At 76.0% G+C, this 23,853-nt stretch carries 12 protein-coding genes; 10 read left to right on the top strand and 2 right to left on the bottom strand.

What is annotated here, in order from left to right; translation table 11 throughout:
• Nucleotides 1-69 precede the first annotated feature (69 nt).
• The 4 genes from ABT048_RS00795 (at nt 70) to ABT048_RS00780 (ending at nt 9,776) form a co-directional block, all read left to right on the top strand.
• Nucleotides 70-7,536 (top strand): non-ribosomal peptide synthetase, encoded by a 7,467-nt coding sequence (locus ABT048_RS00795; RefSeq protein ID WP_350519100.1) that lies wholly within the window; start codon nt 70-72, stop codon nt 7,534-7,536.
• Nucleotides 7,529-7,714 (top strand): MbtH family protein, encoded by a 186-nt coding sequence (locus ABT048_RS00790; protein WP_350519099.1) that lies wholly within the window; start codon nt 7,529-7,531, stop codon nt 7,712-7,714. The genes ABT048_RS00795 and ABT048_RS00790 overlap by 8 nt, the downstream gene beginning before the upstream one ends.
• A gap of 86 nt (nt 7,715-7,800) precedes the next feature.
• Entirely contained in the window at nt 7,801-9,159 is a 1,359-nt protein-coding gene (locus tag ABT048_RS00785) for a DHA2 family efflux MFS transporter permease subunit (RefSeq protein ID WP_350519278.1), read from the top strand.
• 68 nt (nt 9,160-9,227) lie between these two features.
• Nucleotides 9,228-9,776 (top strand): Uma2 family endonuclease, encoded by a 549-nt coding sequence (locus ABT048_RS00780; protein ID WP_350519098.1) that lies wholly within the window; start codon nt 9,228-9,230, stop codon nt 9,774-9,776.
• 80 nt (nt 9,777-9,856) lie between these two features.
• Here the strand turns inward: ABT048_RS00780 and fes are convergent, their stop codons facing one another.
• Together fes and fhuB are read right to left on the bottom strand one after the other, a co-directional pair.
• A complete protein-coding gene (gene fes, locus ABT048_RS00775) occupies nt 9,857-10,981 on the bottom strand; it encodes an enterochelin esterase (RefSeq protein WP_350519097.1) in 1,125 nt (374 codons plus the stop codon).
• 34 nt (nt 10,982-11,015) lie between these two features.
• A complete protein-coding gene (gene fhuB, locus ABT048_RS00770) occupies nt 11,016-13,283 on the bottom strand; it encodes a Fe(3+)-hydroxamate ABC transporter permease FhuB (protein ID WP_350519096.1) in 2,268 nt (755 codons plus the stop codon).
• A 118-nt stretch (nt 13,284-13,401) separates the two neighbouring features.
• On the opposite strand from fhuB, the gene ABT048_RS00765 reads away from it, so the two are divergent.
• The 6 genes from ABT048_RS00765 (at nt 13,402) to ABT048_RS00740 (ending at nt 23,852) form a co-directional block, all read left to right on the top strand.
• Entirely contained in the window at nt 13,402-14,418 is a 1,017-nt protein-coding gene (locus tag ABT048_RS00765; protein ID WP_350519095.1) for an ABC transporter substrate-binding protein, read from the top strand.
• Nucleotides 14,419-14,471: 53 nt separating this feature from the next.
• Nucleotides 14,472-15,254 carry an ABC transporter ATP-binding protein gene (locus ABT048_RS00760; protein WP_350519094.1) on the top strand — a complete coding sequence of 261 codons (783 nt, stop codon included), beginning with the start codon at nt 14,472-14,474 and terminating at the stop codon, nt 15,252-15,254.
• A 112-nt stretch (nt 15,255-15,366) separates the two neighbouring features.
• Nucleotides 15,367-16,479: a PQQ-dependent sugar dehydrogenase gene (locus tag ABT048_RS00755; protein ID WP_350519093.1), complete on the top strand. Its 1,113-nt coding sequence runs from the start codon at nt 15,367-15,369 to the stop codon at nt 16,477-16,479.
• A gap of 259 nt (nt 16,480-16,738) precedes the next feature.
• Nucleotides 16,739-17,596, top strand: a complete 858-nt coding sequence (locus ABT048_RS00750) for a DUF4132 domain-containing protein (RefSeq protein ID WP_502893947.1) — start codon at nt 16,739-16,741, stop codon at nt 17,594-17,596.
• Nucleotides 17,593-22,710, top strand: a complete 5,118-nt coding sequence (locus ABT048_RS00745; protein WP_350519092.1) for a hypothetical protein — start codon at nt 17,593-17,595, stop codon at nt 22,708-22,710. Before ABT048_RS00750 ends, ABT048_RS00745 begins: the two co-directional genes overlap by 4 nt.
• The gene (locus ABT048_RS00740) at nt 22,707-23,852 is read left to right on the top strand and encodes an ATP-binding protein (protein ID WP_350519091.1); all 1,146 of its coding nucleotides are present in this window, start codon (nt 22,707-22,709) and stop codon (nt 23,850-23,852) included. Before ABT048_RS00745 ends, ABT048_RS00740 begins: the two co-directional genes overlap by 4 nt.
• The last annotated feature ends 1 nt before the right edge of the window (nt 23,853 follow it).

The following is a 23,853-nucleotide window of genomic DNA, read 5'->3' as shown; positions in this document are numbered from 1 at the left end:
CAGATCATATGAAGTTAGATTAGGCTAACCTAAGTAAGGCGTTCCGGATCCCGAGGAGCTTTCCGAACCATGCCCGCCGCCGAGACCCACCCTGGCGACACCCAGACCGGCGACACCCAGCCCGGAGACACCGTCGACACCGGGACCGTCGAGACCCTGGCCGCCGATGTCCCGTTGCTCGCCGCCCAGGCCGCCATCTGGTACGCCCAGGAGCTCGACCCCGCCAGCCCGGTCTACAACACCGGCGACGCCGTCGAGATCGTCGGGCCGTTGGACGAGGACCGGTTCGAACGGGCCCTGCGGCAGGCGGTGGAGGAGGCGGAGGCGCTGAGCGCCGTCGTCGTCACCGGCCCCGACGGCACGCCCCGTCAGCGTCTGCAGCCCGGCCGCCACTGGCCGCTGCACCGGCTCGACCTGCGCGTCGCCGTCACCCCCGCCGAGGTCGTCACCCCCGAGGTCGTCACCCCCGCCGAGGCCGCCGAGGCCTGGATGCGCGCCGACCTCGCCCGCCCCGTCGACCTCGCCGAGGGCCCGCTGTTCGCCCACGCGCTCATCCGCCTCGCCGACGACCGGCGCCTCTGGTACCGGCGGATCCACCACCTCGCCGTCGACGCCTACGCGTTGACCCTCCTCGGCGACCGGGTCGCCGAGCTGTACCGCGCCGCCGGTGCCGACGCCGCCGAGCCTGTCGGTGCCGCCGCCGGTGCCGAGCCCGCCGGTGCCGACGCCGCCGAGCCCGCCGGTGCCGAGCCCGCCCCGAGCCCGTTCGCGCGCCTCTCCGAGGTCGCCGCCGAGGAGGCCGCCTACCGCGCCGGCGAGGACTACCGGGCCGACCGCGCCTACTGGACCGCCCGGATGGCCGACGCCGACACCCCGCCGACCCTCCCCAACACCCTCCCCAACGCTCTCCTCCCCGACACCCCCGCCCCCGACCCCCGCCCGGCCCCGCTGCGCCACACCGCCGACCTCCCCGCCGGCACCCGGGACCGCCTGGAGCGCGCCGCCGGCGCCGTCCGCGCCACCTGGGCCGAGCTGCTGCTCGCCGCCACCGCCGGCTACCTGCACCGCCTCTCCGGCAGCCGCGACGTCGTCCTCGGCCTGCCGCTCGCCAACCGCCGCGGCCCGGCCGCCCTGCGCACCCCCGTCGCCACCGCCAACGTGCTGCCGCTGCGCCTCGCCGTCCGCCCCGCCGACAGCGCCGAGGCCCTGCTGCACCGGGTGGTCCGCGAACTGCGCGCCGTCCGCCGCCACCAGCGCTACCCGCTGGAGGACCTGCGCCGCGACCTCGGCCGCACCGCCGACGGCCGCGCCCTGTTCGGCCCGATGGTCAACATCAAGGCCTTCGAGGGCGACCTCGACCTGGCGGGTCTGCCCGGCACCGTCCGCAACCTCGCCGCCGGCCCCGTGGACGACCTCGCCCTGAACGTCTCGCCCGGCCCGGACGGCGCGCTGCGCCTGGTCATCGACGCCGACCCGGCCCGCCACGGCGCCGCCTCCGTCGCCGCCCACCGCGACGGCCTGCTGCGCTACCTCGACGCCCTCGCCGACCTGCTGCTCACCGCCCCGAAGACCCCGATCGCCCGGATCGACCTGCTCGACGCGGACGCCCTGGGCCGGGCCACCGCGGGCCGGACCGAACCCCCGGCCGAGTCGACGGTGCCCGAGCTGTTCGCCGCCCGTGCCGCCCGCACCCCGGAGGCCGTCGCCGTCCGCAGCGGCGCGGACGCCCTGACGTACCGGCAGCTCGACACCGCCGCCAACCGGCTGGCCCACCGCCTGGCCGCGCTCGGCGTACGGGGCGGCGCGCCGGTCGCGATCGCCCTGCCGCGCGGCGCGGACACGCTCGTCGCGATGCTCGCCGTCCTCAAGGCCGGCGGTGCCTGCGTGTCCCTCGACCTCGCCCACCCGCGGCAGCGGCTCGCCGCCGTGCTGGCCGACGCCCGTCCGGTCTGCGCGGTCGGCACCGCCGAGGCCCTCGCCGCGCTCGACCTGCCCGCCGACCTGCCCACGGTCCGCCCGGGGGAGGCGGACGGCGAGGCGGACGGCGAGCCGGACGACGCCCCGCCGGCACCCCGACCGGCCGACCCGGCCTACGTGCTGCACACCTCGGGCTCCACCGGCCGCCCCAAGGGCGTGGTGGTCACCCACGCCTCACTGGCCAACCTGCACGCCGGCCTCGGCGAGGACCACATCGCCCCCGCGCTGCGCCGCACCGGCCGCGAGCGCCTGCGCGTCGCCCACAGCGCCTCGTTCGCCTTCGACGCCTCCTGGGACCCGGTGCTCTGGATGGTCCACGGCCACGAGCTCCACGTGCTGGACGACGCCACCTACCGCGACCCGGCCGCCCTCGCCGCCCACCTCGACCGCGAGCGCATCGACTACCTCGACCTCACCCCCTCCTACCTCGAAGTCCTCATCGCCGAAGGGATCCTGGACGAGGGCCGGCACCGCCCGTCCGTCCTGGTGGTCGGCGGCGAGGCCACCCCGCCGGCCCTCTGGCAGCGCCTGACCGCCGTCCCCGGCCTGCACCCCGTCGACCTCTACGGCCCGACCGAGACCACCGTCGACGCCTACGCCTGGACCCCCGGCCCGGACGGCGCCCCGGTCGGCCGGGTGGTGCGCGGCTCCCGCGCCTACGTCCTGGACGGCTCGCTGCGCCCCGTGCCCGACGGTGTCACCGGCGAACTGTACGTCGCCGGCGCCTGCTTGGCCCTCGGCTACCTCGGCCGCCCCGACCTCACCGCCGAACGCTTCCTCGCCGACCCCTTCGGCCCGCCCGGCAGCCGGATGTACCGCACCGGCGACCTCGCCCGCCGCCGCTCATGGGGGTCCCCCCGGCCGGAGGCCGGGGGAAGCACCCTGGAGTTCCTCGGCCGCGCCGACGACCAGGTGAAGATCCGCGGCTTCCGCGTCGAGCCGGGCGAGATCGCCGCGGTCCTCGCCGAACTGCCCGGCGTCGCCCAGGCCGTGGTGATCGCCCGCCCCGGCCCGCAGGGCACGCGCCTGCTCGGCTACGCCGTCCCCGCCGCCGACGGCGCCCCCGACCCGGCCGGACTGCGCGCCGCGCTGGCCGCCCGGCTGCCCGCGCACATGGTCCCGTCGGCCGTGCTACTGCTGGACGAACTGCCGCGCACCGCCCACGACAAGCTCGACCACCGGGCCCTGCCCGAGCCGGCTGCGGAGACCGAGGGCACCGCCGCGGCCACACCGCAGGAGGAGCTGGTCTGCGGCCTGTTCGCCGACGTCCTCGACCTGCCGCGGGCGCCCGGCCGGGAGGCCTCCTTCTTCGACCTCGGAGGCCACTCGCTGCTCGCCGGCCGACTCGCCGCCCGGCTGCGCGAGACCTTCGCCACGCCGGTCGGATTCGCCGACGTGTTCCGCCACCCGACCCCGGCCGGCCTGGCCGCCCTGCTCGCCGAGCGAACCGCCCAGGACGAGGCCGACACCCACGGGGCCATCCCGACCGAGGCCGCCGCCAGCCGCCGCGGCGCCCCCCGACCGGGCCCCGCCCTCGTGCCCGTCCCGCGCACCGAGCGGATGCCGCTCTCGCCCGCCCAGCGCGGACTCTGGTTCCTGCACCGGCTCGAAGGCCCCAGCCCCACCTACAACATCCCGCTCGTGCTCACCCTCACCGGCCCGCTCGACCGGCCCGCGCTCACCCGCGCCCTCGGCGACCTCGTCGCCCGGCACGAGGTCCTGCGCACCGTCTACGGCGAGGAGCCGGACAGCACGCCGTACCAGCGGATCCTGCCCGCCGCGCCCCTCGAACTGCACGACGGTTCGGGGGACTTGGCCGACGCCGTCCGGTACGCCTTCGACCTCGCCGCCGAACCGCCGCTGCGGGCCATGCTGTTCTCCGCCGGGCCGACCGAGCACACCCTGCTCCTGCTGCTCCACCACATCGCCGGCGACGGCGCCTCCACCACCCCGCTGATCCGCGACCTCGCCGCCGCCTACGCCGCCCGGCTCGCCGGAGACGAACCCGAACTACCGCCGCTTGCTGTCCAGTTCGCCGACCACGCGGCCTGGCAGCGGCAGCGCCTCGGCACCGCCGACGCGCCCAGCCCGCTCGCCTTCCGGCAGGCGGAGTACTGGCGCACCGCGCTCGCCGGGCTGCCCGACCAGCTGGAGCTGCCCGCCGACCGTCCCCGCCCGGCCGTCGCCGACCACCGCGGCGCCACCGTGCCGTTCGCCCTCGGCGCCGAGGCGCACGCCGCCCTCGCCGCCATGGCCCGGGCCGCCGACAGCACGGTCTTCATGGCCGTCCAGGCCGGGCTCGCCGCCCTGCTCACCCGGCACGGCTGCGGCACCGACATCCCCATCGGCACCCCGGTGGCCGGCCGCGAGGACGACGGAACCGCGGACCTGGTCGGCTACTTCGTCAACTCCGTGGTGCTGCGCACCCCGACGTCTGGCGACCCGACCTTCCGCGAGCTGCTGACCCGCGTGCGCGCCGCCGTCCTCGACGCCCACGAGCACGCCGACCTGCCCTTCGACCGCCTCGTCGAGGAGCTCAACCCGGCGCGCTCACTCGCCCGCCACCCGCTGTTCCAGGTGATGCTCGCCTGGCAGAGCCGCCCCGACGAGCCCATCGACCTGGGCGGCGGCCTCACCGCCGAGATCGCCGCCGTGCCCAGCGGCACCGCCAAGTTCGACCTCACCCTCAACGCCGGCGAACTGCCCGGTGGCGGCATCGGCGGCTTCCTGGAGTACCGCACCGACCTCTTCGACGCCGGCACCGTGGCCGCGCTCGGGGAGCGCCTGGCCAGGCTGCTCACCGCCGCCGCCACCGCGCCCGACACCCCGATCGGCGGGCTCCCGCTGATCAGTGAGGAGGAGCGGCTGCGCGCCCTGGTGGAGTGGAACACCGCCCCGGCGCCGGCGGGCCGGGCCGGCGCCGCTCCCGGCTCCACGCCCGGCGCCACCCTGCCCGAGCTGTTCGAAGCGGCGGCCGAGGCCAACCCGACGGCCATCGCCGTGAGTTACCAGGGGCACCGGCTCGACTACACCGAACTCGGCGCCCGCGCCGACCGGTTGGCCCGCCTGCTGGCCGCCCAGGGCATCGGCCCCGGCACCATCGTCGCCCTCGCCCTGCCGCGCTCGGTCGAACTCGTCGTCGCCCTGCTGGCGGTGACCAAGTCCGGTGCCGCCTACCTGCCGCTCGACCCCGACTACCCGGCCGACCGGCTCGCCTACATGCTGGCCGACGCCACCCCCGCCGCCCTGCTCACCGACCGCGCCACCGCGTCCCGGCTGCCCGCACACGAGGTGCCGCAGATCCTCGTCGACGGACCGGAGGCCGAGCGGTACCCCGCCGTCCCGCTGGGCCGGCACGAGCGCACCCGCCCGCTGCGCGCCGACGACACCGCGTACGTCATCTACACCTCCGGTTCCACCGGCCGTCCCAAGGGCGTGCCCGTCACCCACCACAACGTCGTCCGGCTGTTCGGCGCCACCGACCACTGGTTCGGCTTCGGCGCCGAGGACGTCTGGACGCTGTTCCACTCCTACGCCTTCGACTTCTCCGTCTGGGAGCTGTGGGGCGCCCTGCTGCACGGCGGCCGGCTGGTCGTCGTCCCGCACCTGGTCAGCCGCGACCCGGCCGCCTTCCTCGACCTGCTCGCCCGCGAACGCGTCACCGTGCTCAACCAGACGCCGTCCGCGTTCTACCAGCTGAGCGCCGCCGACCGGGACCGCCCCGGCAGCGAACTCGCCCTGCGCTACGTGGTGTTCGGCGGTGAGGCCCTGGAGCTCGCCCGCCTGGACGACTGGTACTCCCGGCACGCCGAGGACGCGCCGACGCTGGTCAACATGTACGGCATCACCGAGACCACCGTGCACGTCTCCCACATCGCCCTCGACCGGGCGAGCGCCGCCGCCGGAAGCAGCAGCACCATCGGCGTCAACATCCCCGACCTGCGCGTCTACGTCCTCGACGGGCACCTGCAGCCCGTCCCGCCCGGCGTCACCGGCGAGATGTACGTGGCCGGGGCGGGCCTCGCCCGCGGCTACCTCGGCCGCCCCGAGCTCACCGCCACCCGCTTCGTCGCCGACCCGTACGCCGAGCTCTTCGGCGAGCACGGCACCCGGATGTACCGGTCCGGGGACCTCGCCCGCCGCCGCGCCGACGGTGTCCTGGAGTACTTCGGCCGCGCCGACCAGCAGGTCAAGCTGCGCGGCTTCCGGATCGAACTCGGCGAGATCGAGGCGGTGCTGGCCGCCCACCCGGCCGTCGCCGACGCCGCCGTCGTGGTCCGCGAGGACACGCCGGGGGACAAGCGGCTGGTCGCCTACGCGGTGGCCGGCGGCGAGGCGGACGGCGCTCCGCAGCCGGAGGAGCTGCGTGCCCACGCCGCCGCCGAACTGCCCGTCCACATGGTGCCGTCCGCCGTCGTCCTGCTCGACCGCCTGCCGTTGACCGCCAACGGCAAGCTCGACCGCCGCGCCCTGCCCGCCCCCGAGGCGCCGTCCGCGGGCGCCGGCCGGCCGCCGCGCACCCTGCGCGAGCAGCATCTGTGCGAACTCTTCGCCGAGGTGCTGGGCGTGGCCGCGGTCGGCGTCGAGGACGACTTCTTCGCCCTCGGCGGGCACTCCCTGCTGGTGGTGCGCCTCGCCGGGCGGATCCGCGAGGTGCTCGGGCTGGAGGTCGGCATCGGCACGCTCTTCCAGGCCCCCACGCCGGCCGCTCTCGACGCCTCGCTCGCGGCCGGCGCCGAGTCGACCGACGCGCTGGACGTCCTGCTCCCGCTGCGGCCCGCCGCCCCCGGACGGCAGCGCCCGCTGTTCGCCGTCCACCCGGCCGGCGGCCTCAGCTGGTGCTACACCGGCCTGATCCGCCACCTGCCCGGCGACGTCCCGATCTACGGCCTCCAGGCCCAGGGCGTCGGCGCCGCCACCGCCGCCGAACCGCTGCCCGGCACGATGGAGGAGCTCGCCGCGCACTACGTCGACCGGCTGCGCGAGGTCCAGCCGGAAGGACCGTACCGACTGCTCGGCTGGTCCACCGGCGGGATCATCGCGCACGCCGTGGCGGTCCGGCTCCAGGAACTCGGCCAGGACGTCGAGCTGCTGGCCATCCTGGACGCCTACCCGGCCGAGGGCTTCCGCGAGCTGCCCGTGCCCGACCAGGCCGAGGCCCTCGAAGCACTGCTCACCATGGGCGGCTTCGGCCCCGCGGACCTCGACGGCCGGCCGCTCGAACTCGACGCCGTCACCGAGCTGTTGCGCCGCGAGGGCAGCCCGCTCGCCGGCCTCGACGACGCCACCGTGGCCGCGCTCAACCGGATCTACCTCAACACCAACCACCTGGTGCGCGGCTACGACCACCGGCGCTACGACGGCGACGTGCTGTTCTTCCGCGCCACCGTCGACACCATCGACGACGCCCTGGTGCCCGAGCTGTGGGCCCCGTACGTGACCGGCCGGATCGCCGACACCGACGTGGCCTGCTCCCACAAGGACATGACCCTGCCCGCCCCGATCGCGCACATCGCGAGCGTGATCGCCGACCACCTGGAGAAGACCTCCGATGAGTGACGCCCCCGTCAACCCCTTCGACGCCGAAGGCGAGTTCCTGGCGCTCGTCAACCCCGAGGGGCAGCACTCCCTCTGGCCCGCCTTCGCCGCCCTCCCGGCGGGCTGGGGCGTCGCCCACGGCCCGTGCGAGCGGGCCGCCGCCCTGGAGTGGATCACGGCGCACTGGACCGCCCTGTGACCCCTCCCGACGCCGCTCCCGGGGCCGCCGACGCCGCCGCCGAGGCCGCTCCCGGGGCACCCGGTGCCCGGGGCCCGGCGCGTCCCCTGCTCAGGGGGCGCGCCGCGGTGGTCGTCGTTTACACGGCCGCGATGTGCATGAACGGCCTGGACTCGACCATCGTCAACCCCGCGCTGTTCAGCATCGCCGAGGACTTCGGCCGCCCGGTCTCGGCGGCCAACGCCGTCGAGACCGCGTTCCTGGTCGGCCTCGCCCTCGGCCTGCCGGTGGCCGGCTGGCTCGGCGACCGGTACGGCGTGAAGCGGGTCTTCCTCGGCGCGCTCGCCGCCTTCACCCTCGCCTCCGCGCTGTGCGCCGCCGCCCCCGGGCTCGGCCCGCTGGCCGCCGCACGGGCGGTCCAGGGCGTGGCGGGCGGTCTGCTCACCCCGGTCGGGATGACCCTGCTGTTCCGGGCCTTCGCCCCGCACGAACGGGCGGGCCTCGGCCGGATCCTGATCGTCCCGACCGCGCTGATGCCCGCCCTCGGGCCGCCGCTCGGCGGCTTCCTCACCGAACACCTCTCCTGGCACTGGCTGTTCCTGGTCAACGTGCCGATCGGGGCCGCGGCCGTCGCGATCGGCCTGCTCGGCCTGCGGGGAGCCGAGGAACCCCCGGCCGGCCGTTTCGACACCACCGGTTTCCTGCTCGCCACCCCCGGTCTCGGCCTGCTCACCTACGCCCTCGGCTTCGGCCCGGCGCACGGCTGGTCCTCCCCGGGCGTCGCCCTCAGCGGGGTGACGGGCCTGGTCCTGCTCGGCGTTGCCGTGCGGCACCAACTCCGCACGGACGAACCGCTGGTGGACCTGCGGCTGCTCGCCGACCGGACCTTCGGGGCGGCGAGCTCATTGGCCCTGCTCACCTCGGCCGGGCTGATGGGCGCGCTCTTCACCCTGCCGCTGCTCTACCAGGCGGCCCTCGGCGCCTCCGCCCTCGACGCCGGGCTCAGCGTCTTCCCGGAGGCGATCGGCCTGATGGCCGCCTCCCAGGTGGTCGACCGCCTGCTGCCTCGCCTCGGGCCGCGCCGGCTCGCCCTGCCGGGGCTGCTGCTGGCCGCGGCGGTGCTGGCCGCACTCGGCTTCGCGGAGGACCCGTGGCTGGTCCGGGCCCTGATGTTCGGCGTCGGCCTGATCCTCGGCACCGCCGTCCTCACCGTCCAGATCGCCGGCTTCGCCGACGTCCCGCCGCCCGCGATGGGCCGGGCGATGGGCCTGTTCACCATCCTCCGCACCCTCGGCGGCGCCCTCGGCATCGGTGCCGCCGCCGCCCTCATCGGCGCCCTCCCCGCCGACTCCGGCACCACCCCCTACCGGCTCGCCCTCCTCCTGACGGCCCTGCTGGTCGCCGCCGGAGCCGTCCTCGCCGCGCGCCTCCCGGCCGAGGCCCCGGGCCCGCCCCCGGAGGACTGAGCGCCGCGTGGATCCCGCTCCGCGTGCTCCGGCTGCCGTACGGTGGCCGGAGCACCGGAGGAGAGCGCATGGATCCCGATCGCCACCACCTGCTCGAAGAGGCCCGCCGCGCCGTCCCGGACGGCTTCAAGGCCGAGCTGTCCGGCGACACCGTCGTCATCCAGGCGCCGCCGTCCCCGATCCACCAGCTCGACCTCGCGATCGTCCAGCGCCAGTTCGAGGCGCACTGCCCGCCCGGCTACTTCCCGACCGGGAACAGCGACCTCTCCTCGCCCGAGGTCGGCTCCGTCCGGAACCCCGACCTCACCTACCTGCCCGAGGACGTCATCGAGCTGGGCCGCGAGGTCCCCGCCGAACTGGCGCTGATCGCCGTCGAGGTGGTGTCGCCTTCGAGCCCCGAGAACGACTGGACCGGCAAGGTCCGCGACTACCCGCGGATGGGTTTCCCGCTCTACCTGATCGTGGACCCGCGGCAGAAGACCGTGACGTTGTTCTCCGAGCCGAATCGCGACCGCTACCACACCAGGACGGAACGGGAGTTCGGCGAGACCCTCCGCATCCCCGAGCCGTTCGCCTTCGAGCTGGACCTGTCCCGGCTCGTCCCGTACCGGGACTGACTTCACCCGCCGCTGCGCGGATCCGGCGGGCTCGCAGATCGACAGGGGCCCGGCCGCCGGGCGACCGGGCCCCCTCCGTGTCACGTCGCCGTCCCGGGCGGCGTGCCGTTCCCCAGCAGGTGCGCCAGCCCGTCCGCGAGTCCGCCGCGCCAACAGGCGTAGTCGTGACCGCCGTTGAACTCGCGGTAGGCGAGGTCGTAGCCGCGCGCCCACAGCACGTCCCGCAGGTGTCGGTTCTGGGTGAGCAGCATCCACTCCTGCAGCCCGACCTCGACGTAGAAGCGGGCCGCGCGGCGTTCCCCGGTGGCGAACTGCCGGGTCAGCCACTCGCTGCCCTCGTCGAACTCCGTCTCGTCCGGCCACCAGAAGGAGCCGGACTGGGAGAGTGCGTTGCCGAAGCGGTCCGGCCGGCGGTAGGCGGCGTAGGCGGCGGTGAGCCCGCCCGCGCTCTGGCCCGCGATCACGGTGCCGGCCGGGTCGGTGGTCGCGCCGAACTCCGTTGCGGCCCAGGGGAGGAGGCGGTCGGCGAGCAGGTCGACGAAGGCGGGGTTGCAGCTGAGGTCGGCGGGCCGTTCGGGGCCCATGGTGTGGACGAGCAGGGCCACGGTGGGCGGGATCGCGCCGGCGGCGGCCAGGTTGTCCAGCGTGTCGCCGACGGACAGCACCTCGCCCCACATCTCGCCGTCGAGCAGCACGACGACCGGGTGGGGGCCGTCCCCGTGCTCCGCCGGCAGGTGGACGTCCACCCGCCGCCGCGCGACGGTGTGCGGCACGGTGCGGCCGCGCGGAACGCCCTGGCGCCGCCGGACGTACGGCTGCGGCGGCGCGTCGGGCAGGCTGAGCACCGAGGCGGGGTGGCGGCCGTCGCGGGCGGGCAGCCGGGGTTCGGTGTCGTACGGGTCCGGGCGGGCGTGGTCGAGGACGCGCAGCCAGTCGGAGCGGGTCGTGCCGGGGGCGTCGCCGCGGAACGGGTAGAGCTGGTAGGAGGCCCGGTGGTCGGCGCGCAGCCGGTAGGTGATCGACCACGTCCCGTCGTCCCGGCGTGCCATCAGGTGCGGCGTGAGGTCGCCGTCGTGGCGGTCCTTGTCGGTCACGGTGTGCAGCAGCGCGAGGACGCCGTCGCACTCGTCGTCCCGGTGGGTGAAGGTGACCAGGCGGTGGGCGGGGTCGTGCGGGTCGGGTGCGACGAGGGGAGGGGTTTCCATGGTCGTGGTCTCCTGAAGAGGCTTGCGAAGAGGCTTACGCGGTGCGGCCGTTGCGGCCGAGCAGCACCCAGAGCAGGAAGGGGCCGCCGAGGACGGTGGTGACGATGCCGACGGGGATCTCGACCCCGCCGATCAGCACGCGTCCCAGGGTGTCCGCGAGGACGACGAGCAGGGCGCCGGTCAGCGCCGAGCCGAGGACGGGGACGCGGGCGGGCCCGGCCAGGCGTCCGGCGATCACCGGCGCGGCCAGTGCCACGAAGCCGACCGGTCCGCAGACGCCGACCGCCAGCCCGGCCAGTGCCACGGCCAGCAGCAGGCAGGTCAGCCGGACCCGGCCGGGGTCGACGCCGAGCGCGGAGGCGACGTTGTCGTCGAAGCGCAGCACGGCGAGCCGCCGGGCCGCCGCCAGGGCGAGCGGCACCAGCACCGCGAGCCCGATCAGGACGGGCGTGGCGATGGCGTAGTCCCGGCCGTTGAGGCTGCCGGAGGTCCAGACGTACAGCGAACCGGCGGAGTTGAGCGAGCGGCGGGCGAGCGCGACCTGGATCACCGCGGAGGCGAGCGCGGACATGGCGAGCCCGACGACCAGCACCCGGTAGCCGCGGGCGCCGAGCCCGCCGGAGACCAGGGTGACGACCAGGACGGCGGCGAGCGCGCCGAGCGGCCCGGCCCACCAGGCGCCGAAGGTGCCCGAGGCGGTGGCGGAGACCAGCACGGCGGCCGTGGCGCCGTCGTTGACGCCGAGGAGTTCGGGGGTGGCGAGGCGGTTGCGGGCGAGGGTCTGGGTGAGGCAGCCGGCCAGGCCGAGCGCGGCCCCGGCGGCGAGCCCGGCGACGATCCGGCCGAGCCGGAACTTCTGCACCAGCAGGACGTCGAGGCGGTCGCCGTAGCCGAACACGGCCTGGAAGGTGCGTCCGAGGTCGAGTTCGCTCTGCCCGGCGTGCGCGGAGACCACGACGGCGCCGAGCAGCGCCGCGGCGAGGCCGAGCGAGGCCGCCAGGGCCCGGCGGGGGATCAGCAGCGACCAACTGCCGTACCGCAGCGCCGTGTCCGGCTTCGGGGCGGGCGGTTCGGCGTGCCGTACGGGCGGGGCGGCGGCCTCGACCGGGTCGGTCATGGCGAGGGCGGCGGAGCGCCGTGAGCGGACGATGGCGATCAGCGCCGGGGCGCCGACGAGGGCGACGATCACCGACACCGGTGCCTCGAAGGGCCGGGCCACCACCCGGGCCAGCACGTCGGTGCCGGTGAGCACGGCGGCGCCGAACAGGCCGGCCAGCAGCGTCAGTCGGCCGACCCGGGGCCCGGCGACGGCCCGGGCGAGGAATCCGGCGAGCAGTCCGAGGAAGGAGATCGGCCCGGCCAGGGCGACGGCCGAGGCGGTGAGCAGGGTGACGGCGGCGGCGACCGCCGCGCGGGTGGCGCCGGGCCGGTGGCCGAGGCCGCGGGCGAGGTCGTCGCCGAGGGCCAGCGCGGTGAGCGGCCGGGTGGTGAGCAGGGCGAGCAGGAAGCCGGCGCCGAGGACGGGGGCGAGCTGGCGCAGCGTGGTCCAGCCCTCCACCCCGGACAGCGAGCCGAGCACCCACACCCGGTAACGGTCGTACGCCTCGGGGGAGTTGACGATCAGCACACCGGTGAGGCCGCCGAAGGTCGCGCCGACCGCGGAGCCGCCCAGGACCAGCCGCATCGGCGATCCGCCGCCGCGACTGCCCGCGATCAGCAGCACCAGGGTGCTGGCGAGCACGGCGCCGCCGAAGGCGAAGGCGAGGTACCCGTAGGAGGTCTGCACGCCGAGCACGGCGATGCCGAGCACGACGCCGAGGGAGGCGCCGGCGTTGACGCCGAGCAGTCCGGTCTCGGCGAGCGGGTTGCGGGTGACGGACTGCAGTTGCGCCCCGGCGACGCCGAGCGCGGCGCCGACCAGCAGGGCGGTGACGGTGCGGGGGAGTCGCAGGTCGCCGACGACCAGGGCGAGTCGGCCGTCGGCGCGGGCCCCGTCGCGGTTCAGCAGGTAGTCCAGCACCCGTCCGGGGCCGACCTCGCCGGCGCCGATCGACAGGGACAGTGCGGCCAGCGCGAGCAGGAGCGCCAGCGCCCCCACGATGACCGGCCAGGCGGGGCGCCGGGGCTCGGCCCGGTCGGACCCGGGTCGGTCGGATCCGGACCGGCGGGGCCCGGACCGGTCCGGATCCGGCCGGTTCGGCTCGGACCGGTGCGGTTCGGAGCGTTGTGGCTCCCCCGTCGGCGACGTGTCCGGCGCGGCGGCGGGGGACGCTTCGTGGGCGCCCGCTTGCGACAATGTCATAAGGTAAGGCTAACCTAATGGCCGAGTCGCCCCGCAGGGCGCCCGGCAGGGCACCTCCGTCCTGTCGGGCTGCCCGCACGTCGCTCAACTCCCGTACCACCATTGCCCGGAGGCACCCATGCCGTTCGCCCGTCGCCCGCTCAGCCCCGTCCGCCGCCGCGCGGCCCAGGCGCTGGCCGTCACCGGGGCGGCCGCCCTGCTGCTCACGGGCTGCGGCTCCTCGGGCACCTCCGGCTCCTCCTCAGCCGCCTCCTCCCCGGCGGCGGACGCCGCGGGCGGCGGCAACGGCGGCAAGCGGACCGTCAAGGACGCCACCGGCAAGGCCGTCGAGGTCCCCGCCGAGCCCAAGCGGATCGTCACGCTCACCCAGGAGGACCTGGACGCGGTCCTCGCCCTCGGCGTCAAGCCGGCCGGCATCACCAACGGCCAGGGCCTCAACGAGCCGCCCGCGTACCTGAAGGACAAGGTCCAGGGCGTGCCGGTGGTCGGCAACCTGCTGCAGCCGGTGATGGACAAGGTGATCGCCGCCAAGCCCGACCTCATCCTGGCCGGTGACATGCAGGACGAGCAGGTGCTCAAGCAGCTGCGCGAGATCACCCCGGCCACCCTGGTCACCATGGCGCCCACCGACGACTGGAAGCTCGCCTTCCGGGGCATCGGCAACGCCGTCAACAAGCTCGACCAGGCCAACAAGGTGATCGGCGACTACGAGGCCAAGGCCGTCAAGGCCGGCGGGGAACTCACCCGGAACAAGGGCGCCGCCGTCTCCATCGTCCGCTGGAACCCCACCGGCCCGAGCTGGATGGAGAAGAAGCAGTTCGCGAGCGGCGTCGCGCTCGACATGGGCCTCACCCGCCCGGCCGCGCAGGACAAGGACGGCAACGCGCACAGCCCGGCGCTCAGCCTGGAGAAGCTCTCAGAGATCGACGGCGACTGGCTGTTCCTGTCCACCCTCACCGACGACGGAAAGTCCGCGCTCAAGGACGTCCAGTCCAAGCCCGCCTACCAGGAACTGAACGCCGTGAAGAACAACCACGTCGTGACGGTGGACGGCTCGGTCTGGTCCACCCGGGGCGGCCCGCTCGCCGCCGACGCCGTCATCGGCGACATCGGCAAGGCGCTCGCCGGCAACTGAGCGCGCACCGGACCGGGGAGTCACCATGGAGGGGACACAGGGGAGTTGACGCTGTGGAGTTGACGATCGAGGGGCTCACCGCCGGCTACGGCCCGGGCCGTCCGGTGCTCGGCGGGGTCGACCTCACCGTCCCGGCAGGGAAGGTGGTGGCGGTGGTCGGGCCGAACGGCTGCGGCAAGTCCACCCTGCTGCGGGCCGTCGCCCGGCTGCACCGCCCGGACGGCGGGCGGGTCCTGGTCGGCGGCGAGGACGTCTGGCGGCTGCGGCCGCGGCAGGCCGCCCACCGGATCGCCCTGCTGCCGCAGAGCCCGCAGGCGCCGGAGGCGGTCACCGTCGCCGGGCTCGTCCGCTACGGCCGCCACCCGCACCAGGGCCTGTTCCGCCAGTGGTCGGCGGACGACGAACGGCTCACCGCCGAGGCCCTGCGCGCCACCGGCGTCGAGGACCTCGCCGAGCGCCGCCTCGACCGCCTCTCGGGCGGCCAGCGCCAGCGCTGCTGGCTCGCCATGGTGCTCGCCCAGGACACCCCGGTCGTCCTGCTCGACGAGCCGACCAGCGCGCTCGACCTCGGGCACGCGGTCGAGGTGCTGGAACTCGTGCGCCAGGTCGCCGCGGGCTGCCGGACCGTGATCATGGTGCTGCACGACCTCGCGGGGGCGGCCCGCTACGCGGACCTGCTGGTCGCCCTGCGGGACGGCGCGGTGGTGGCCTGCGGGCCGCCGCGCGAGGTGGTGGACGCGCCGCTGGTGCGGGCGCTCTACGACATCGACAGCCACGTCCTCACGGCGCCGGGCGACGGCGCGCCGGTCATCGTGCCCCGGGCGCCGGCGGTCTGAAGGCGGGCCAGGGGGCGGGGTGGTGGTCCGAGGGCGGGCCAGGCGGCGGGGCAGCGGGGCAAGGCTGGGCGGATGTGGTGTGCTGGGCATCCCGTCCGCCGAGAGGTCCCCGGTGCGCTGTCGTCGTCTCGCCGTCCTGCTGCTGGGCGCACTGCTCCTGCCCGCCGCCTGCTCCTCCGCTCCCGTCCGCGGCTCCGCCTCCTCCGCCACCGCTTCCGCCCCGGCGTCCGCCGGGCCGGTGGTGCGGGCCACCCTCGCGGAGGGCTTGGCCGTCCCCTGGGGCGTGGCCGTGTTGCCCGACGGGGACCTGCTGGTCTCGGAACGGGACACCGCGCGGATCGTGCGGGTCGCCGCGACCGGCGGCACGACGAGCGAGGAGGGTGTCGTACCCGGCGTCACGGCCGGCGGGGAGGGCGGGCTGCTCGGCCTCGCCCTCTCCCCGTCCTTCGCCGACGACCACCTGGTCTACGCCTACCTCAGCACCGCCGGGGACAACCGCGTCGTGCGCATCGGCTACCACCCGGAGCGGTCCGCCGGCTCCCGACTCGAAGCACCGGTCGACGTGTTGAGCGGAATCCCGCACGGCCCCCGGCACAACGGCGGCCGGATCGCCTTCGGCCCGGACGGCATGCTCTACGTCACCACCGGTGACAGCAGCGACCCCGAACTCGCCCAGGACAAGGGCTCGCTCGGCGGAAAGATCCTCCGGCTCACCCCCGACGGCGCCCCCGCCCCGGGCAACCCCTTTCCCGGGTCGCCGGTCTACTCCTACGGCCACCGCAACGTGCAGGGTCTCGCCTGGGACGGCGAAGGGCGGCTCTGGGCCGGCGAGTTCGGCGAGGACACCTGGGACGAACTCAACCTGATCCGGCCCGGCGGCAACTACGGCTGGCCCACCGTCGAGGGGTCCGGCCACCGCCCCGGATTCCTCGACCCCGTCGCCCAGTGGCACCCCGCCGACGCTTCCCCGAGCGGGCTCGCGTACGCCGGCGGCGCCCTGTGGATGGCCGCCCTGCGCGGCACCCGGCTCTGGTACGTCCCGATCGCGGGTGACCACCTGGCAGGCAGCCCGCAGTCCTACCTCGACGGCGCATACGGGCGGCTGCGCACGGTCGTCACCGACCGGGACGGCACGCTGCTGCTCGCCACCGGCAACACCGACGGCCGCGGCGACCCGCGCCCGGGTGACGACCGCATCCTGCGGCTCGGCGTGCCTGGGTCCTGAGTCGTGCCTGGGTCGCGAGCCGTGCCTGCATCCTGAGCCGTGCCTGGGTCCTTAGTCGTGCTTGCGTCCCGGGCCGTGCCGGAGTCGGGATCCGAGCGAGTTCGTTCACTCGTTCGAGGGGTTTGAGCCCCGCCGGCCATCGACCACCCGCCCCCGCCCGTCGCGTTGTCAGTGGGCCTCGCTACGTTCCTCGCATCGCTGGTCAGCAGGCGATCTCGACGTGGTTCCCGGGTGCTCCCCGGGTGGGAGGAGTACGGCCGTGGCATGGGTGGAGACGGGCGCGGGAGGGTACCGCGTCGCGCTCGACGGGGAGGGCAGGGTGGTGTGCCGCAACGCTGCGGGCCGCGACCTCAAGTCCGTTCCGTCGAAGCTCGGTGACGACCCGGTGGTCACCCAGCTCAGGCAGCTCGCCGAGTGGCTGTCCGCGCACGAGCGGAGCTGCCAGGAGGACGTCGAGCGCTGGATGGTGCGCTCGCTGCCGGTGCCCGCCGCGGTGATCACCGCGGTGTGGCCGGACGAGGCCTGGCAGGCCGTGCTGCGCGACCTGGTGGTCACCGGCGCGGACGGCTCGGTCGCCGGCTTCCTGCGCGGCGCGGACGCCGAGCGCGGCCTCGGTCTGGTCGACCTGGACGGCGACACCGTCCGCCTCACCGACGGCGAGGTCCTGATACCCCACCCGGTCCTCCTCGAAGACCTCGACGAGCTGCGCGAGTTCGCCGTCGAACTCGGCGTCTCCCAGCGCGTCCAGCAGCTCTACCGCGAGGTCTGGCACCGGCCGGCGGAGCTGCCGCGCGGCACCGAGGTCACCACCTACGCCGGCGGCCGCTACCGCGAGCTGCGCGAGCTGGTCGGCCGCTGCAACCGGCTCGGCTGCCGGGTCCGCGGCGGCTCCGCCGTCCAGTCGATCACCGAGGGCGGGCGCACCGTCGAGGCCCGGGTGTGGGTCGGCGACTACTACGACTACGACGAGTGCGAGACCGGAGCACTCACCTGGGCGGGCGCCGACGGCCGGGCCCTGCCGCTCACCGAGGTCGGACCGGTCGCCTGGTCCGAGGGCATGCGGATGGCCGCCGCCCTGTACGCCGGCCGCACGCTCGAAGGGGAGGACGCCGCATGACCGCCACCGGCTCGCACACCGACGCCACCACCACCACCACCACGGCCACGCCCGCCACGCCGGAGGCCCTGCTCGACGCCGGCGCCGTGCTGCCGGCCGGCACCCTGGCCGACGCCGGCCGCCCCGACAGCGCAGCCGACGTGCTCACCGCCCGCAGCTACACCCACCCCGCGCTCGACGGCCGCCGGATCGTCCGACTGGTCCCCGGCGCGCTCGGCGGGGCCGAGGACCTCGCCCTCGACTTCCTCGGCCTGGCGCCCGACGCCGAGCCCGCCGAGGTCGGCCAGGTCCGCCAGGAGGCGCTCGGCTTCCCCGCCTGGGCGCTGGTCCACGACCCGGCCAACGGCCACCACGCGCTCGCCCTGGTCAAGGAGGTGGAGCGGCTGGCCCGCCAGGCCGCCTCCAAGCCCGGCGCCGCCAAGGACGGCTTCGACGCGCTCGCCACCCGCCTCGGCCGCGCCGTCCCGCACTTCCTGCCCACCTTCTGCGAGGAGGTCGGCCGGATCTTCCTGGACCACGGCAACCAGACCTACGCCGCCGCCTGGTTCGGCAAGGCCCGCGAGGCCGAGCGCACCCACGGCCTGACGGTGGACGAGGAGCGGCTGCGCGCCGTCTTCCTGGAGTTCGCCCTGGCCGGCGCGCTCACCGTCAAGTCGCTGCGCCAGTACGTCAAGGAGCTCGCCCAGCGGCTCGACCCGGCGACCGCCTGGCAGCGCTTCCGCCAGCTGTGCACCGAGCGCTCCGCGGCCGGCATGGCCCCGTACGCCGGGGTCGCCGAGGACGCCCGCGCGCTGGTCCGGGCCGCCGGACTGGACCGCGTCGAGCACGAACAGGCGCTGCTCGCCGAGCTGCTGGACTCCCCGGCGGTCAACCGGGCGCCCGCCGCGTTCTGGAAGTCCTGGCACGGCGCGCTGGTCGAGCTGGGCACGCGCGACGCCGAGGTCCGCACCCGCCTGCTGGAGCTGCTGCCCGACCCGGCCGCCTCCGGCTCCGACCCCGCCCCGCACGACACCGCCTGGCTGGCGGTCCTCGCCGAGACCGGCGCCGAGAGCCTGCTCACCGGCCCCCGCGCCGAGGGCGCCGAGCCCGCCGCCGCCTGGCTCCGGCGCTGGTGCGATCACCTCGGCCGCGGCTGGCGCAGCCGGCCCGGCTGCCCCGCCACCCTCGCCCTGGCCGGCCGGATGGTCGAGCGGCTGCGCGCCGACGCCGTCCCGGTCGACCTCTTCACCGGCATCCGCGCCAGCCACACCCGACTCGACCTGCTGGAGCTCCTGCTCGCAGAGGGCATCCCCGTCGCCGACCCGCCGGCCGGCCTCGGCTTCGACCTGCGGGACTGGGTCGGCCAGTGCGGCCCCGACAGCGCCGGCCTCGCCGCCGTCGCCGCCGACGCCCGCTTCCGGCCGCTGCTGCGCCGCGCCACGCCGCCCGCCTGGGAGACGGCCGTCGAGCGCCAGGTGTCCGTCCGGCCGCTGCTCGACGAGCTGTTCGCGGAGTGGGCCGAGGCCCGCGCCGAGGAGGTCGCCGCCGCCCGCGGTCTGGCCGGCGCCGCCGACCTGGTCCGCTCGCTGAGCCAGCACCGCACCGCCATCCGCACGGTCGCCCCGGCCGTCGCCGAGAAGATCGCCGCACTCGACGTCAGCGGCCTGCTCGCCCGGGCCCTCGGAGCCGGCATCCTGGACGAACTCGGCTGGCCCGCCCTGGAGGACGCGCTCGCCAAGCTCGCCGACCCGCCCGCCGCCGACGCCCCGCCGACCACCGCCCCGGGCCTGCGCACCAAGGGCCTGACCGGCCTGATCGTCGAGGACGCCTGGCCGTACCTGATCCTCGCCCGCCTGGACCGCGCCGTCGTGGTCGGCCCCGAGGGCATCCTGCTGGACCACACCCTGCGCCTGCCCAAGCTGACGGAGAACTGGAACCGGCCCCGGCTGCGCCTGGTCGACGGCGAACTCCTGGTCGCCTGGTACCAGGACGGCAAGCAGACGGCCTACTGGTCCGGCCGCCCGGACCACACCTTCGAGCTCGAAGGCCGCACCATCGCCGGCTACCACTACGGCGAGCGGTTCCCCGAGGAGCCGTCCCTGCCGCTGCCCGGCGGCGGCCGCACCACCGGCGAGCGCCCGCTGCACCCCGGCGACACCCGGATGCCGAACGAACACCCCGTCCTCGGCGACGGCACCGGCTACTGGACGCTGCGCCACGGCACCGACGGCCCGGTCCTGCGCGAACTCGACCCGGTCACCGGCACCCTGGGCCGCGCCGCCGAGCCGCCCGTGATCGCCGCCACCGCCGCGGCCGGCCGGCTCGTCGAGGGCCGCACCCGCCTGCTGCCGCTGCAGCCCGGCCTGGAGCGGACCCCGCTCGGCACCGACGGCACCGTGCTCGGCAGCTGGGTGCGCACCGATCCCGGCCGGGCCGTCACCACCTTCACCGCCGACGGGCAGCGCATCGTCCTGCCGCTGGACGGACGGCACCAGCCGGACACCGTGCCGGTCGGCCGGCTCGCCCTGCCCGGCGAGGGGCGCCCGGTGGTCAGCCGCCCGGGCGGCGAGCACGTGTCCCTCAACCTGCCCGACCTCGCCGACCGCGGCGACCGCACCGCCGACCTGCGCCCCTGCCGGTCGGGCGACCTCTCCGCGGCCGGCACCGTCATCGTCCCGCCGTACGACCACTGGCACGCCCTGCGGCCGCGGGACGAGGCCGGATCCCGCGCGCTGCGCGGCGTGACCACCGAGCAGGCCGCCCGGCTGATCGACCTCGCCTGGCCCGTCGACGCCGAGCCCGTCCCGGAGGACGAGCAGCGCTGGCTGACCGTCCAGGGCGTGCGGCGCCCGCTCGCCCAGCGCGGTGAGGCCCGCAACAGCCTGCCCGTCGAGGCGGTCGGCGCCGCCCTGCCCGGCATCGCCGACCCGCTGCTGCTCGCCGGCGTCGCCGGATTCGCCCGCGCCGCCGCCGACCTGCTGGACCGCATCGCCCGCTTCCTCCCGCAGCCGGAGGCCGAGCGCCCCAGCAAGGCGGAGGCCGCCCAGTGGCGGCCCGAGCACGGCCGGGACGACGAGCTGCGCGACGCCGTCCGCAACGTCCTGCCCGAGATCGGCGGCTTCGGCAACAGCTGGGGCACCTCCGACCGGTGCTGGGTGCTCAACAACCTGCGCACCGTCAGCGCCGTCCTAGCCGCCCCGCCCGCCACGACCGGCGAGGGTTGGAGCAGCCCGGCGAGCGTCGCCCTGCACGGCGGCGACGCCAACCACGGCTGGCTGCACCTGCTCGGCCGGGTCGACGTCCTGGCCCACGCGGTGGCCGCGCCGCTCACCCAGCCGGCCCACCGCTCCACGCTGGTCCTGCTGCTCGGCGAACTCACCAAGGGGCCGCTCGCCGACCGCGGCGCCACCCTGCGCGAGATCGTCCTCGGCGAGCCGGCGGACAGCGCCGCCGCCGACCGGCCGGTCACTCACCGCCAGGGCGAGGTGCTGCGCCACGGCGAGCGCACCGTCGTCATCCTCGGCCACCGGCGCCAGTTCAACGACGGCACGGTGCACTGGCTCGCCGTCGACCACGACCCGAGCGGGGAGTTCGGTCCCGTCGCGCACTTCACCACCGTCGAGGAGCGCGGCACCGAGGAGCGGGTCACCGCCGCCTGGATCGCCACGTTCTGGCGGGTCGCCGCCCTGCACGGCAGCGTCCCGTGGGACGCGGCCCGCGCCGCCGCCTTCTCCGAACTCACCGGCATCGGCACCACCCGCGCCACCCTGCTGCTCAGCCCGCCCCCCGGCCTGCTGCACTGGGGCAACGCCGAGCTGCCCGAGGAGTACGGCGCCAAGCCCGCCGCGGTCCGGGCCGCCCAGCGCTGGCTGCGCGGACACGACCACGCCGGCGTCGCCGACGTCTGGAGCGCCCTGTTGCCCGACGACCCGAAGACGCTGTGGACCGACGGCCCCGACCTCGCGGCCGGCGCCGAGGCCTGGATCCGTCGCTTCGGACGGCTCGTCACCCTCCCCGAGGAGGCCCACGCCACCGTCCAGGGCGTGTCCATCGACACCGTCGAGGCGGTGCTCAACCCCTCCCACACCCCGTGGCTGACCCGCACCACCGCCTTCCGGATCCACAAGGACGCCCAGGGCACGCCCCGGTTGGTCGCCGACGACGTCACGGCGCTGCCCGACTCCGGCGCGCTGGACCAGACCATCGACGCCATCCGCTGGCTCGCCTACCACCTGCCCGCGGACAGCCCGCTGCGCACCCTGCTGCCCCGGGCCGCCACCGCGCTGCGCGAGCGCCTGGCCGACCCGGAGCTGCTGCTCGACTTCGACCTCCTCGGCACCACCAAGAACACCCCGCTGGCCCCCGTGCTGCGCACCCACTTCGGCCTGCCCGCCGAGGGCGGCGCCGACCCGGACGGCGTGGTCCGCTGCGGTCCGGCGCTGGTCCTCACCCCGAACCACGAGGCGTACGAACGGGTCTGGCTGCGACCGGCCGCCCTCACCGGCCCGGACGACCCGCTGCTCGACCTGCTCGACGGGCTCGCCGTCAGCTACTGGTTCAGCAGCGAGCGGGCCGCCATCTCCTCCGTCCTGCGCGGCGAGCCGGAGCGACTGGCCGCCTCGGCCGCCGCGACGGCCGACGGCGACAGCAGCGGCGGTGCCAGCGGCGGCGACGGCCCGGCCTGGCTGCAGGACCCGCAGCTGTCCGCCCCCGAGCTGGTCACCGAGGTGTCCCGCACCCACGGCCTCGGCGAGGACGCCGCCGCGCTCTACCTCCAACTGCTCGCCCTGCCCGACCCCACCGACCGCAACGTCGCCCGCTGGACGGGCTGGAAGCCCGCCCGGCTGAAGCGGGCCCGCGCCGAACTCGCCGCCACCGCCCTGGTGCTGGAGGCCAAGCGCTCCCGGGCCGGCCGCAGCCTCTTCCTGCCCGGCGGCTGGCAGGAGGCCAAGTCCCCGGCCCTGCCGGCCGAGACCTGGAAGGCCGCCCTGTACGAACTGCCCACCCACCGGCCCGTACTGGTGCCCCTGCCCGTCCCCGAACTGTTCGCCCGGGCCTGGCAGCGCACCCTCGACGGCGACGCCCCCGGTTACGAAGAGCTCCAGACCAGCAAGCGCAGGAAGGCCCGCCGATGAGCACCACCACCGTCCCCGCCCCCGCGGAGCGGCAGATCGTCCCGCCCGAGGAGAAGTACGCCGCCGAACTGGAGTTCCTCGCCGCGCACGACAGCGGCCCGCGCCCGCCCGGCTGGCGGCTCACCCCGCGCGCCGTCGTCACCTTCGTGATGGGCAGCGCCGGCGAGAAGCTCAAGGCCGGGCGCAGGAGCCTGGCCGTCGAGCCCAAGTTCGTCGGCGAGCGCGCCCTGGTCGAGCGCTGCGTCGTCACCCTCGCCGGGGAGCGCGGCCTGCTGCTCGTCGGCGAGCCCGGCACCGCCAAGTCGATGCTCTCCGAACTGCTCGCCGCCGCCGTCTGCGGCACCAGCGCGCTCACCGTCCAGGGCACCGCCGGCACCACCGAGGACCAGCTCAAGTACGGCTGGAACTACGCCCTGCTGCTCGCCAAGGGCCCCAGCCGCGACGCCCTCGTCCCGTCCCCGGTGCTCACCGCGATGACCACCGGCGCGGTCGCCCGGGTCGAGGAGGTGACGCGCTGCCTGCCCGAGGTGCAGGACGCCCTGGTCTCCCTGCTCTCCGAGCGGCGCGTCGCCGTCCCCGAGCTTGCGGGCAGCCCGGACGGGCAGCTGCACGCCGCGGCCGGGTTCACCCTGATCGCCACCGCCAACCTGCGGGACAAGGGCGTCAGTGAGATGTCCGCGGCGCTCAAGCGGCGGTTCAACTTCGAGACGGTCGGCCCGATCGGCAGCCTCACCGCCGAGGTCGAGCTGGTCCGCCGCCAGTCCACCGTCGCCGTCACCCGGGCCGGCGCCGCCTACGCGGTGGACGACGCCGTCCTGGAAGCCCTGGTCACCGCCTTCCGTGACCTGCGCAGCGGCCGCTCCACCGAGGGCTGGGACGTCGAGCGCCCGTCCACCGTGATGAGCACCGCCGAGGCCGTCTCCGTCGCCACCGCGCTCGGCGTCACCGCCGCGTACCTGCCCGACGGCGGCGACCTGCTCGGCCGCCTCCCCGGCCAACTCCTCGGCGTGGTCCGCAAGGACGACCCCGCCGACGCGGCCCGCCTGCTCGGTTACTGGGACGGGCCGGTGCGGCGCCGCGCCGAGCAGGGCGCCGCCACCTGGCGCACCCTGTGGGACCTCCGTTCGGCACTGGAGGCCTGAG

Source organism: Kitasatospora sp. NPDC096140 (assembly GCF_040303045.1).
In the GTDB taxonomy this organism is placed as follows: domain Bacteria; phylum Actinomycetota; class Actinomycetes; order Streptomycetales; family Streptomycetaceae; genus Kitasatospora.
Note: the sequence above shows the minus strand (reverse complement) of the source record. Positions and strands in the feature narration are given on the sequence as shown.